9 protein-coding genes are annotated in these 13,168 nt (G+C 59.1%); 2 read left to right on the top strand and 7 right to left on the bottom strand.

Annotated features, from left to right (window positions below; all coding sequences use genetic code 11):
• Window positions 1–29: 29 nt before the first annotated feature.
• The 3 genes from EKD05_RS14690 to EKD05_RS14680 are packed head-to-tail and all read right to left on the bottom strand — an operon-like array spanning window position 30 to window position 3,191.
• The gene (locus EKD05_RS14690) at window positions 30–2,645 is read right to left on the bottom strand and encodes a heavy metal translocating P-type ATPase (protein WP_129674010.1); all 2,616 of its coding nucleotides are present in this window, start codon (window positions 2,643–2,645) and stop codon (window positions 30–32) included.
• Between the two features lie 36 nt (window positions 2,646–2,681).
• Window positions 2,682–2,897, bottom strand: coding sequence for a heavy-metal-associated domain-containing protein (locus tag EKD05_RS14685; protein ID WP_129674008.1), 216 nt, complete (start codon window positions 2,895–2,897; stop codon window positions 2,682–2,684).
• A gap of 15 nt (window positions 2,898–2,912) precedes the next feature.
• Window positions 2,913–3,191, bottom strand: a complete 279-nt coding sequence (locus EKD05_RS14680) for a metal-sensitive transcriptional regulator (RefSeq protein ID WP_129674006.1) — start codon at window positions 3,189–3,191, stop codon at window positions 2,913–2,915.
• Window positions 3,192–3,472: 281 nt separating this feature from the next.
• Between EKD05_RS14680 and EKD05_RS14675 the strand changes: the two genes are divergently transcribed.
• On the top strand, window positions 3,473–5,740 hold the full coding sequence (locus EKD05_RS14675; protein ID WP_129674004.1) for a hypothetical protein: 2,268 nt from the start codon (window positions 3,473–3,475) through the stop codon (window positions 5,738–5,740).
• Between the two features lie 59 nt (window positions 5,741–5,799).
• Here the strand turns inward: EKD05_RS14675 and EKD05_RS14670 are convergent, their stop codons facing one another.
• A complete protein-coding gene (locus EKD05_RS14670) occupies window positions 5,800–7,008 on the bottom strand; it encodes a DNA double-strand break repair nuclease NurA (RefSeq protein WP_129674001.1) in 1,209 nt (402 codons plus the stop codon).
• Between the two features lie 9 nt (window positions 7,009–7,017).
• Window positions 7,018–9,000: an acetoacetate--CoA ligase gene (locus EKD05_RS14665; RefSeq protein WP_129673998.1), complete on the bottom strand. Its 1,983-nt coding sequence runs from the start codon at window positions 8,998–9,000 to the stop codon at window positions 7,018–7,020.
• A gap of 383 nt (window positions 9,001–9,383) precedes the next feature.
• Between EKD05_RS14665 and EKD05_RS14660 the strand changes: the two genes are divergently transcribed.
• The gene (locus EKD05_RS14660; RefSeq protein ID WP_129673996.1) at window positions 9,384–11,183 is read left to right on the top strand and encodes a DUF389 domain-containing protein; all 1,800 of its coding nucleotides are present in this window, start codon (window positions 9,384–9,386) and stop codon (window positions 11,181–11,183) included.
• Window positions 11,184–11,221: 38 nt separating this feature from the next.
• Here EKD05_RS14660 and EKD05_RS14655 read toward each other — a convergent pair whose 3' ends face one another.
• Entirely contained in the window at window positions 11,222–11,800 is a 579-nt protein-coding gene (locus EKD05_RS14655) for an RDD family protein (protein ID WP_129673994.1), read from the bottom strand.
• The gene (locus tag EKD05_RS14650) at window positions 11,797–13,101 is read right to left on the bottom strand and encodes a hypothetical protein (protein WP_129673992.1); all 1,305 of its coding nucleotides are present in this window, start codon (window positions 13,099–13,101) and stop codon (window positions 11,797–11,799) included. Before EKD05_RS14650 ends, EKD05_RS14655 begins: the two co-directional genes overlap by 4 nt.
• Window positions 13,102–13,168 lie beyond the last annotated feature (67 nt).

Below are 13,168 nucleotides of genomic sequence, written 5' to 3'. Positions count from 1 at the left end.
AAACGCCCCACTGCATTGCTGCTGCGCCCCTACTTCCGCAAACGCAGCGAATTGGTCACCACAAAAACCGAACTAAACGCCATCGCGGCTGCGGCGAGCATCGGGTTGAGTTGCACCTCGGTGAAGGGGTACAGAATGCCGGCGGCGACTGGGATCAGCATGACGTTGTAGATAAAGGCCCAGAAAAGGTTCCAGCGAATCGTGCGCATCGTCGCCTGACTGAGCGTAATCGCCTGGCTGACCCCGGCGAGGTCGCCGCGCATCAGCGTGATCGCTGCGGCTTCGATTGCGACATCGGTGCCCGTGCCAATGGCAATGCCAACGTCGGCCTGCGCAAGCGCCGGCGCATCATTGATGCCATCGCCTACCATTGCCACGACCCGGCCTTCGCCCTGGATGCGTTTGACCTCATTGGCCTTATCCTCAGGTCGCACCTCGGCGAGCACGCGATCAACGCCGACCTCGTGGGCAATGGCTGCGGCGGTACGCTGGTTGTCGCCGGTGAGCATGGCCACTTCGATGCCGCGGCTGCGCAGCATGGCAATCGCCGCCGCTGAAGTTGGCCGCACCGTGTCGGCGACCCCAATGACCCCCAAGGGTAGGCTGTCTGCCGCGACGATCATCGCGGTCTTGCCTTTGCGCTGCATGGCGCTGATTGCGCTTGCGAGTTGCTCAGTCCCAATGCCGCGCTCGTCCATCAGACGGGTTGTCCCGATCAAGACGGTTGTGCCCTCGATCTCAGCTTCGACGCCAGCCCCGACGATGGCGCTAAAGCGTGTCGGGCGCGTCAGTGTCAGGCCGCGCTCGTGGGCCGCCTGGACAATCGCTTCGCCAAGCGGGTGCTCGCTCCGACTTTCGGCGCTGGCGGCTAGGTGCAAGAGGTGACGCTCGGCTTCCTCTGCGCTTCCGTTTATGGTGATGCCATGTTCCGACAGAAGCGTCGCCTTACCGACGCCATCCCCCGGGTCTTTCTCGCCTGCTGCGGCAGCCGTAACCGAGGTCGGCAGGACAGGTTGCCCGCCCTGTGCGAGCACGATGATATCCGTCACTGAAGGTTTGCCGGCGGTGATCGTGCCCGTTTTGTCCAGCACGACCGTCTGGATCTTGGCGGCGCGTTCGAGGCTTTCGGCATTCTTGATCAGAATGCCCCGCCGCGCTCCGACGCCGGTGCCAACCATAATCGCGGTTGGCGTCGCAAGCCCTAGCGCACACGGGCACGCAATGACAAGCACCGAGACCGCAAAGATCATGCTGCGCGTAAAGCCGACATCCCCAATGAAATACCAGACGCCAAAGGTTGCCAGAGCGATGGTGATGACAACCGGGACAAAGACCGAGGCGACCTGGTCAACGAGGCGCTGCACCGGTGCCCGGCTCCCCTGGGCCTCTTGTACGAGTCGGATGATTTGCGCCAGCGCGGTCGCCTTGCCCACACGGGTGGCCCGCATCTGGAAACTTCCACTTCGGTTGATCGTCGCCCCGACGACCGGGTCGCCAACATACTTCTCAACCGGCAGGCTCTCACCTGTCAGCATGCTCTCATCAACACTCGAAGCGCCTTCAAGCACCACCCCGTCAACTGGGATTTTCTCGCCCGGGCGCACGATCATCACCTCGCCCACGCGAACCTCCGCCACCGGAATATCAACTTCTTGCCCACCACGTAGCACGCGGGCGGTGCGTGGTTGCAATCCGATCAGACTCTTGATCGCCGCACTCGTCTGACTCTTCGCCCGCGACTCGAGATATTTGCCCACCAGTACGAGCGTGATGATGACGGCGGCGGTCTCGAAATAGACATGCCCTGGTGCCCCGCTGACAAGCAGGGCAATGCTATAGAGGTAGGCCGTGGTCGTCCCCATGACAATCAGGGTGTCCATATTGGCCGTACGCGCTTTGAGTGCCGTCCAGGCGTGGCGATAAAAGTCGGCCCCGCTATAGAACTGCACCGGTGTCGCCAGCAACAGAAAAAGCCAGTTGAGCAGGTCGTCGCGGGCGGCGATCTGGTGCATCATTGCCGCCATGGAAGCCCCGTGATCCTGACGCATCATCTCGGCCCCGGCCCCGATCAACCAGGGATTGATGAGCCCGACATCGCGGGCCATCGCGATGAGCAAGAGGGGCAGACTAAAGATGATGCCCACGGTCAACTGCCGTCGCTTGCGGGCAAGTTCTGCGGCGCGGGCAATGGTCTCGGCATCCTCGGTTTCACCCTCTTGCTCGCTCGTCTCGATCACCCCGTAACCGGCCTGTTCGACCGCCGCCTTCAGTTCGCTGAAACTAGTCGCCGCCGGTGAAAAGACCACAGTTGCGCGCTCGGTTGCCAGGTTCACGTCGGCGGTCAAAACTCCGGACACCTTGCGTAACGCCTTTTCGACGCGACTGGAACACGAGGCGCAGGTCATCCCCGTGACTGGTAATTCAACGCGATCAGTGACAATGCCGTAGCCGGCCTGCTCGACAGCTGCCTGGATCTGCTGGGGCGCAAGTTGGGCCGGGTCAAACCGGATGATCGCCTGCTCGGTGGCAAGATTGACGCTGGCACTCGCCACGCCAGGGAGTTTCTTGACCACCTTTTCGACCCGCATCACACACGAGGCGCAGGTCATCCCGGTCACCGGTACAATAAGTTCTTGTTCTGCCATAGGTCTTTAGGAGCATTGCTTTGCTGCAAGCTATGCTCATAGAACTGGAGCAACCTCTTCGTACCCTGCCTCGCGAATCGCCGCCACAATCGTTTCCGCTGCGAGCGTGTTCTCCGACGCAACGGTCACGACCTTGCTTGGCAAATCGATCGTGATACTGGCTACCCCGACCAGTTTGCCTACTTCGTCGGTGACCGCACGCACACAGTGCTGGCACGAAATCCCCGGGACGTGAAATTGTTCGGTTTTCATCCTTGCTTTGCCTTCCTATTCACTCTGACGCGCTTCAAAGACATCCAACAACTCGCGCACGACCCGTTCCCGTTCATCGAGGCGCTCACTCTGGATGGCCGTGGTGACACAGGTGCGCAGATGTTCATCAAGAATGCGCTGGTCAAGACTCGTCAGGGCCTGCCGGATCGCCCGCGTCTGGTTGAGCAAGTTGATGCAATAGGTGTCCGCTTCGACCATCCGTTGTACACCACGCACATGCCCCTCGATCGTCTTGAGCCGCTTGAGCAAATCTGCTTTGTGTTCGTTGTTCATTGCCTCCTCCACCCCCTCCCCCCTGGGGGGGGTATTGATAGTATACCAGATGTCTCAATCGGTTGCCTGCTCCGCTCTCCACTGCTTCTCCATAAGTTCTCCCTATCTTCTCCATCTCTCTTTGTTACTCTGTTAGACAGAAGTAGGATTTTGTTTAAATATTCAGCTTAACTTGCGGTGAAGGCTATAGTAGCCTTTTTATAGATGGGGTGTGCGGTGGATAAGAGAATAGGCAATGTATTTGACCTTCTTACACCACGACCCAAAGGAGTATTATCATAGTGAAACTTGCTCGACTCGCGCTCTTTCCTCTTATTTTGATCCTGGTTCTTGGCCTGGCACTTGTAGGGCACTTTTCGTCGGCAGCTGTACGCGCCGTGAATCTTGCGCAGAGCCAGGCGGCCGTGGTGACAATTCGTTTAGCTGATCTGGGGCTTGAATTTGGAGCAATCGAAGGATGGGAAGCCTCCCTCTACGCCGGTGCTGTCGTTGGTCAAGAGACAAGCGGTCGCTTTACGGCATGGAAACCCGTCGAAGCTGGCACCGTGGTCTTTCAGGTTCCAGATGATGTTTCAGATGGGAGCCAGGCCCCGTGGGATCAAGTCGACAACACGTATGTCCGTGTGCGTCAGGCTGCCCCCACGGTCTATCCAACGCTTGATCTTGTGAGCAACTCCTTTACCCTCGTTGCTGGTAGCTACAACGTTGATGTGGCTTTCTTTTCGACCACAACGAGCCTGCCGCTGGTGCCGGGTGATACCACTGAAGTGCGCGTTTACCTTGACGATCTGGGCGGAGCTTTTAGTTCACTCGATACCTGGGAAGCTTCACTCTATGCAGGAGCTGAACCTGGTCAAGAGACAAGTGGACGCTTTACGGCCTGGAAGCCGGTTGAGGCGGGCCTGGTGACGTTTCGTTTACCTGCCGAGATCAATGAGGGTAGCGCTGCCCCATGGGCGGTCGAAAATGGAGCGTATATACGTGTACGCTCAACTGAAGCCTATCCTACTTTTGACCTGGTTGGACGCCCCTTTACGCTCGTTGAAGGTCTCAATATCGAGTCGCGTCTCCGCCTTGCTCGTGATGTCCAAGCGCCATCCCCAACTGCTGCCATTACCGTCACCCTCACTGATCTTGATCTTGCTTCTGGCTTTGGTGCAGTTGGTGATTGGGAAGCTTCACTCTATACCGGTGCTGCGGTTGGTCAAGAGACGAGTGGTCGCTTCACCGACTGGAAACCGACTGTTGACGGTGCGGTGACCTTTGCTTTGCCCGATGAGGTGAATGAAGGAGGCGTGCTCCCCTGGGGACGTCCCAACGACACGTATGTCCGTGTACGTACGGTGGCAGGTGCATCAGTCCCTGTCTTTGATCTCGTCAGTGATCCGTTTACGCTGGTTTCGGGTGAGCATGCCGTGGCCGTTGCGCTTACTTCAACGGCAGAGGCGATCACCGCAGTCGCTGATGCACATCTGGCTCAAACAACGAATGTCACCATTACGTTGCAAGATGCGGGTGGCATATTTGGTCAGTTTGCGAACTGGGAGGCATCGCTCTATACAGGTGCAGTTGTAGGCCAAGAGACATCTGGGCGCTTTACCGCCTGGAAGCCAGTAACAGGCAACGCTGTGACGTTTGCCTTGCCTGATGAGGTGCTAGCTGGCAACAGTGTCCCCTGGGGTGAGGCTGATAACACCTACGTCCGCTTCCGCCAGACTGGCGTTGATGTCTATCCCACCTTTGATCTCGTTGGTGCTCCCTTTACCCTGAATGAAGGTCAAAGCTTGAGCACGAGCCTGAATGTGTCACGTGCTGCGGCGCCACCGGCGCAGACGGCCACAGTGCTTGTTACGCTGGCAGATTTGGGCCTGGCATTTGGTGCCGTTGGACCCTGGGAAGCATCGCTCTATATGGGCGCGATTGATGGGCAAGAGACAAGCGGTCGTTTCACAGCCTGGCGTGAGCCTGTTGATGGCGTTGTAACCTTTACGCTTCCGCTAGATGTCAATGAGGGTAGTTCCGCCCCATGGGGTGTTTCTGATGACACCTATGTGCGGATACGCACAATAGGCGCTTCCGTTTTCCCGACGTTTGATCTGGCGTCTAATCCCTTTACACTGGTGAACGGTGCCTATCAAGTCCAGGCTAGCTTTACGTCGTTTGCCCTTCTCGATACGCGGATTACCATTCGCCTTGAAGATCAGGGTGGCTCATTTGGTCAGGTTGGCGTATGGGAAGCCTCGCTCTATCGTGGTGCTGTTGCCGGTCAAGAGACAAATGGGCGTTTCACGGCCTGGCAAACCGTACAAGATGGGGTTGTCACGTTCAGTCTGCCTCAGGCGATCAATCCAGCCAGTAGTGCGCCCTGGGGGGTTGTGGATGATACCTATGTTCGCTTCCGTCACGTCGGCGACAGTGTCTATCCTACCTTTGATCTTGTTGGCACACCCTTTACGCTCACGGAGGGAAGCAATATTACGACTCAATTGAGCATTTCACGTCGCGTGAGCCGAGGATGGTTTGTCTATCTGCCTTTTGGCGCACGTTAATTCCTGCGTAGGGGCAAGTGGTTTTTCGGATGCAGCGGGCGACCCCAAAGGTCGCCCGTTTAGCTCCGCGGAAACTGTTTGCTCGCTTGTTTGGCCGAGCTACTCGCCGGGGCTTCGGCGCGGTAGAGGCTTCCTTCGAGGATGCGCAGAAACGCACGCCGGTCGGCGCTGCGCACAACGGCCTGTTCATGGGCGCGAGCGAGCGCTACCGGGTACCCGTCGCCACGGACACACTGGTCATAGACGAGGGTATGCACCTGGTCAACCAGGTCTGGTTCGCGTGCGACCCATTGCGGAATTTCGATCCGACAGAGTTCACGGGCGACCCGCAGGTAGAAGAAGTGAATCAGATGGTGTCCGTACCGTTCCAGGTTGATCCGGCTCATCGAGCCGAAGATCGGCCCGCGTTGCCCTTCAGCGAGCCCTGCCCCAAGGATGTCAGCATCAACCAGATTTTGACAGACCATGCACGAGGCCTCGCGCCCGGCACGGATGTCGCTACACTCGGCACAGACCGCCCCTTGCCCTGCCGCGACATCCACATCAGGGCACAACATCAAGCGGATCATGCCCATCACTTCTGGCGAACGGGGCCGACTGATATACGAGGCAACCGGAATGGATCGTCGGCGTAACTGTTCCAGATACCCAAGATAGGGTTCAAGAAAGAAGTCCTGGACAAAGCGCTCGGCCCCTGCCAGCGCCCAGCGTACTAGTGTCCCATCCTGCAAGGCAAGCGCTGGCAAGTCGTCGGTCAGGTACTCATCGGCCAGTTCGGCCAGCACGACCCCTTCTTCGACATCGCGCCGCGCACTCAGGTACGCCCCTTCAATCGCCACGCGCCGCGACCCTTCCCGCAGATAGAGATCCTCTTCCCGGTAGTAGAGCGTTGGCTGCGAGGTGAGACGCGCTGTCGGTTGGTGGCCGTAGCGCAGAAAGACCTGGCCGATATTGAGCAAGTAACAGCTCACGCTCCCGTGGCGATCAAGGTCAATCTGCGATCCATCGGTGGCAACGAGGGCATACGCGGCTGGGGGCGGAGGAAGATCGCGCACCGTTCCGAGCGGCTCAATCGGGCGGGCCAGCAACCACTGGGCGGTCGGGCGGCTCAGATCAACCGCCTGCGCCCAGTGTGCCTCGTTGCCCTCGGCCTCAAGATAGTGCGCCCGTAGCACAGCCGCCCGCGAGGCGGTCGCGGCGGCTGCACCAGCCGCCGCCTGGCTCATCTCGCGTACCTGTTTGCTGAGCGTTGAGAGATCGAGTCCCATAGGCTTCGCTTACCGTGCTTTCAACCGCTGGGCCAACTCGACAAAAAAGGGCAGCAATTCGGGATTCTTGAGCGAGTCGGGATTCGCGGCACGTTCGACGGGTACACCCATCAGGATCTTCTTGACCGGCACCTCAAGCTTTTTGCCACTGAGCGTGCGTGGTACATCGGGGATCGCAAAGATCTCATCGGGCACATGGCGCGGCGAAAGCGCCGTCCTGATCGCCGTTTTGATGCGCTGTTCCAACGCCTTATCGAGGCTCACCCCGTCGCGCAGCACCACAAAGAGCGGCATATACGAGGCTCCGCCTAGTCCTTCGAGGTCAATCACCAGGCTATCGAGTACTTCGGGGATCGCCTCGACGGCACGGTAGATTTCGCTGGTGCCCATACGAACGCCCTGCCGATTGATCGTGCTATCCGAGCGTCCATAAATGACGACCCCGCCGTGCTCATTGAACACGATCCAGTCACCGTGGCGCCACAGCCCCGGATAGACCTCAAAATAGCTTTCGCGGTAGCGGCGGCCATCAGGATCATTCCAGAAATAGATCGGCATCGAAGGCATTGGCTCGGTAATCACCAGTTCACCCATCACCCCCGTCACACTGTTGCCATCGGTGTCAAAGGCCTGCGCCTTGACGCCCAGCATGCGCCCCTGAATTTCCCCGGTATACACCGGTAACAGGGGCGTGCCGCCCACAAAACAGCCACACACATCAGTGCCCCCGCTGATCGAGGCCAGCCAAAGCTCTGCTTTGACCTTGGCATAGACCCACGCAAAGCCCTCGGGTGGCAACGGCGACCCGGTCGAACCCATACCCACAAGCGTATGCAGATCGTACTCGGCCCCCGGATGCACATCAGATTTCATCAGAGCCGTAATATAGCCTGCGCTCGTCCCAAAAAAGGTTATGCCCGCCTGTTCGACATACTTCCAGAGCGCCCCCATATCAGGATACCCTGGGCTTCCATCGTAGAGTGCAATCGTACTACCCGTTAACAGCCCACCCACCAGCAAGTTCCACATCATCCAGCCGGTTGTTGTAAACCAGAAAAACCGGTCGCCGGGCTTGAGATTCAGATGCAGGGTCAACTCTTTCAGATGCTGGATCAGAATACCGCCCTGGCTCTGCACAATAGGCTTGGGGAGACCGGTGGTGCCTGAGGAATAGAGCACCCAGAGCGGATGATCAAACGGGACGTGCTCGAACTGCAACGTCCCGGGGGTTGCAATTGCCGTCGCCCAGGGCAACACGCGACCTTCGAGATCGTCGCCAGTCGCCGCTGGATCAAGATAGGGCACCAGGATCGTCGCTTCAAGCGTCGGCAGGGCCGCGTGAATCTCGCGCACCGCCCCCAGGCGTTCGTGGGCCCTGCCGCCGTACCGATAGCCATCGACCGCAATCAAAACCTTCGGCTCGATCTGCTGAAAGCGATCAATCACACTCGGGCTGCCAAAATCAGGCGAGCAACTCGACCAGATCGCCCCAAGGCTTGCCGCCGCGAGAAAAGCCACCAGCGCCTGCGGAACATTCGGGATATAGCCCACCACTCGATCACCTGGATGCACCCCAAGTTCACGGAGCGTTGCCGCAACACCGGTTACCTGCGCCTCCAATTCAGCCCAACTCACCTCGGTTAGAGGCCTGCCCTCAGCTTGGAAGATTGCCGCAGGATGACTTGTCGTCGCCCGGCGAAAGATATGCTCGGCATAATTCAGCTTCGCGCCCTCAAACCAGCGAGCCCCGGGCATCGTATGGCTCGACAGCACCGTCGTATAGGGTGTCGACGACTGAATATCTGTATAGTGCCAGATCGACTCCCAGAAGGCTTCGATCTCATCAACCGACCAGCGCCACAATTCATCATACGTCGTGAATTGTAACCCACGCGTCTCGGCAAGCCAGGTCATATAGTGCTGCATCTTGCTCTGCTGCTTCAGTTCAACAGAAGGCGACCAGAGCAACGTCGGGGCAGGCTCGTTCGGCATCGAACACCTCCAGAGAGTATTGCATCGCGGTAAGCGCCTCTTATTGTACCCTATCTTGCCAGGGCAATGGCATCTTCTACCGTTACGTTTCAAAGAAGCTCACGCGAAAGCGCGCAGGGTATTGAGACCGCATCTGGACGACAAGCGTGCGACGGATTGGCTGTTCCAGAGGCATAGAAGAAAATTCAGTTGACAGACTAATGAGTAGTGTGTAACGTAAGTTTTCTGGGGTCGTTCGCCGACCACGAATGGGGCCACGAAGAAACGAATACCGCACCGCCCCTATGCGTTTCTTCGTGATCAGTATTCGTGGTCGGCGGTGCTACCGGGAAACTTCGTTCCCAGACTACTGAGTAAGTATCGTGAGCATAGAGGATACTTTCATGATGATGCGCGTCCCCCAAAATAGCCGTCGGAAATCACGTACCGTCATCGTCGCAGCTGATGAGCCCGAGCCAGTTGAAGAGATGGTTCGGCTGGCCGAGTTGCTCACAGAAGGCGATCAGGCGCGTATCATCGTCTTAACTGTCTCGCTTGGTTCAGTGGAAGATGAAGCCGAGAATGTCGGTGCGATCGAGCAGGTTGTAAAGCGGATAAATGAGCAAGGCACGCCGGTCAAGACGTTGGGCGTCAATGCCTCGAGTGTGGCACGGGGCGTGCTTGATGTTGCACGTGAATATGGGAGCAACCTGATTCTCCTTGGCCTCAGTCGCGATCCTGCCCAGCGTTCGGGCATTGGTTCGATCGCCGAGAATATCGCGGCGACTTCGCCGTGCCCGGTGGTCATCTATCGTCCAGGCCCTGCCGATATCAGGCAAATCACGGTGGCCTGCGATGTGACCGATCTGTCGAGGGAAGCCTTACGGGTTGGTAGCCAACTGGCCGAGCATCTGGGGCGTCCGATGCAGATGGTGACGGTAGGCGAAGCCCAAAGCGGTGGTGCAACACGGCGTTATTTGCGGCGGCGGTTAGAGGAACTGGGGCTTGATCCGAATCTCGCACGCACCCATATCAACGATGATGATCCCATACGGGGCATCTTCAAACGTACCGATGAACAGACAATGCTTGTGACGGGCTACGACTACGCCCATGCCGACGAAGAGGACTGGTTCTACAACCGGGTCGCCAAAGCGTTATTGCGTGGCGCTGACGGGCCGGTCGTGCTCGTAATTCGCGAGCGAGGCGCGGCCCAGGCAAGCCCAAACCCCTCGTTGTTCACCTGGATCAAACGCTGGCTGCGCCCAACCGTGACGCCAGTCGAGCAACGTGAATTGCTGAGTCGCGCCGACCAGATGAGCCGCACGAGTCTCGATTACAACGTCCTGGTCGTCATTGCCGCCATTCTCGCCTCATTGGGTCTCTTGTCGAACAGCAATGCGGTGATCATCGGCGCCATGCTCGTGGCACCATTAATGTCGCCCTTGATCGCCTTTGCGGCCGGCATCGCCGGGGGGCGCACCAGCATCATCTGGCAAGCCGTGTTGACCCTCGTTGAGGGCTTTCTGGTCGCTTTTGGGGTGGCGTGGATGATCGGGATGCTGAGCCCAGGGCTGCTTGTTACCACTGAAATGGCGGCGCGGGGCAACCCAAGCCTGGTTGATCTTGGTGTCGCGCTGGCCGCCGGCGTCATCGCTGCCTATGCGCAAGCACGCAAAGATATTCCGGCGGCCCTGGCTGGCGTCGCGATCGCCGCCGCCTTGATGCCGCCTATCTGTACGGTCGGCATTGCGGTCGCCATCGGCGACAGCCCCCTCTACCAGGGCAGTCTCCTCCTCTTTCTCACCAACATCAGCGCCATCATGTTTGCCGCCACGACCACGTTTGTCTACCTTGGCCTGCGTCCACCCCCAGCCGAAGCCGCCCGTGTTCGGCGCATCGGCTCGCTGATCAGCATTGCGATGTTTGGGCTCATCCTTAGCCTGATCGTCGGCTTTGCCGTCAATCCCCTGTCGAATGCACGGATCGAGCGTGAACTACAGGCGGCTTTTCCCCATGCAGAACTAGTCAACATCGAACTACGCCGGAGTGACCCGCTGCGCATTATTGCGACGATGCGGCAGACAACCGACGCGCCACTGACCGGGCAGCAGGTCACACAGGCGCGCCAGGACATAGAGCAGCAACTGGGGCGGGCCGTGACCCTCGACATCGTTGTGCAAGAGGTCTTGCGTAGTGAATAAAGGTGTCGCATGATCATGCTGAGCGCAGCGAAACATCGCTATACATCTTCGCCCAACTCAAACGACTCGGGTCCATCAGGATAGTCGCGCCAGCTATGGACAACCACGGTTCCGGCGAGCAGGTCGTGCCACCCACGGCGGCGGTCGTCAATGAGGATGTTGATAAAACCGGCATAAATCAGTGGGGTTGAGACCAGATAGGCCAGCGTACGCAGCGCGGCACGCGCCAGCGAGAGCGGCTGGCCGTTGCGCCGGACAACCTGCAAACCCATCAGGTATTTGCCGATGGTGGCACCACCAAAGCCGTAGAAGAAGGTAAAGTAGAGCTGGGCGATCAGGAGCAAGGTTGAGATTTCGAGCAAGATGCTGAGCAGATTCTGGTACGGTATGATCCAGTTGAAAAAGCTGTTTACGAAGGCGAGCAAGCCATTGATCCCCGAGGTTTGGCTCAAAAAGGTAAGGGCGAACCCCCAGAAGATCCACGTAATGCTAACAATCAGCAGGTCAACCACCATCGCAACGAGGCGCGAAGCAAAGCCGGCATAGCCGACAAACTGCAACACCGCCGGTTCGGGGTCGCTCACGACGGGTGGCGGATCCAAGGGTGGAGCCGTCATTGCTCACCTCCTTTGAAACGTGAGCGTAGGCGCCGCGCTTGCTGAGCCTCGGGATCGATCAGGAGGCCACGCGCTTCATGGGGCAAGGTCGTACGGGGTCGCCGCCGGAACAGGCGGCGCATAAAGCCTTCGAGCCCCTGGTCGCCGCGGATCGCTTGCAAACGCACCTGCACCAGAATCTCAGTGACAACCGAGGTTCCTTGCGTCGTGACCAGCGAGACGAGCGCCGGCGATTGGGCCAGGGTGTCAATCGCTTCATTCATGGCCTGCGTACTAACCAGATGTTTGACGGCATCCTCCATCGCCGGCGTGCGTACAATATGGCTGACCGCCTCTTCGATCACCGGGCTATGCACAATGCGGCTGACGGCTTGCTCAAGGGCAGGACGCTGCGCAATCTGATCGATCACGGTATCGAGCGCTGGACTCCCAGCGACCTGCAGCATCACCGCATCGAGCGCCGGGCTCTGCGCCACCTGCGTAATGACCTGGTCGAGCGCCGGGCTGCTGGCGACCTGGAGCATCACCGCATCGAGCGCCGGGCTCTGCGCCACCTGCGTAATGACCTGATCCAGCGCCGGGCTCTGGCCAACGCGGACGATCACATCATCGAGGGCAGGGCTGGCGATGACCCGCTTGATCGCCTCATCAACAACCGGGCCAGCGACAAGCTGGCGCGCCGCATCGTCCATCGCCGGTGAGCGCACAATTTCGCCAAGCGCCTGGGCCACCGCAGGGCGACGGGCGAGATAGATGATGGCCTGATTGACCCCATCTTCCAGGGCGACTGCGGCCAGACGACGACTCCGTAGCTCCTCGTCGCGGCCACGACTGATCCAGCGGCGGGTCTCTTCATCAGTTGGCTCGGCGAGGGGTGGTTTGGTGCGGCGAAAACTGGGGCGCGGCAAGGGCAACAACTCGAGTAGCACCGTGAACAGCGTCCCAAACAGATACGTGATCACCGCACGCAGCCAGATCACGGGATTGCCCTGTGGACGCAGCCGCTGCTCGCTCTCAAAGATCCAGCCAATCAACGCCTGGCGGAAACGCGCCGAACCCGGCTCACCAGCAGCAGGATCGGGCGAAGAAGCATCGCGAACAATGCCAGCCTCGTTTTCCCAGGTCGCCGAGCGTGCTGCGAGGGCATCGAGGCCAAGCAGCACGATGCCAACGACGAGACGGGTAAGCATCTCGGTGAGCGGAACCCTCACGCGATCGGCCTCAGAAGGCTCCTCGGGAAGGGCCTGCAAGGCTTCATCAAGCTTGCGCAGAGCCGAGTGAAACTGCGAGTCGTCAGGCATAGGATGCTTCGCCCTTCTAGGTTCAACACCAGTGCAACGCATAGGGATGGCGGGCTTTGCCCGCCAT

This window comes from Candidatus Chloroploca sp. Khr17, from assembly GCF_004138165.1.
GTDB lineage: Bacteria > Chloroflexota > Chloroflexia > Chloroflexales > Chloroflexaceae > Chloroploca.
This window is presented reverse-complemented; position numbering and strand designations above follow the sequence as displayed.

Bases quoted from the DNA above. Each gene is read 5' to 3' on its own strand.
- EKD05_RS14690 (WP_129674010.1), bottom strand. From the start codon at position 2,645: ATGGCAGAACAAGAACTTATTGTACCGGTGACCGGGATGACCTGCGCC.
- EKD05_RS14685 (WP_129674008.1), bottom strand. From the start codon at position 2,897: ATGAAAACCGAACAATTTCACGTCCCGGGGATTTCGTGCCAGCACTGT.
- EKD05_RS14680 (WP_129674006.1), bottom strand. From the start codon at position 3,191: ATGAACAACGAACACAAAGCAGATTTGCTCAAGCGGCTCAAGACGATC.
- EKD05_RS14670 (WP_129674001.1), bottom strand. From the start codon at position 7,008: ATGGGACTCGATCTCTCAACGCTCAGCAAACAGGTACGCGAGATGAGC.
- EKD05_RS14665 (WP_129673998.1), bottom strand. From the start codon at position 9,000: ATGCCGAACGAGCCTGCCCCGACGTTGCTCTGGTCGCCTTCTGTTGAA.
- EKD05_RS14660 (WP_129673996.1), top strand. From the start codon at position 9,384: ATGATGATGCGCGTCCCCCAAAATAGCCGTCGGAAATCACGTACCGTC.
- EKD05_RS14655 (WP_129673994.1), bottom strand. From the start codon at position 11,800: ATGACGGCTCCACCCTTGGATCCGCCACCCGTCGTGAGCGACCCCGAA.
- EKD05_RS14650 (WP_129673992.1), bottom strand. From the start codon at position 13,101: ATGCCTGACGACTCGCAGTTTCACTCGGCTCTGCGCAAGCTTGATGAA.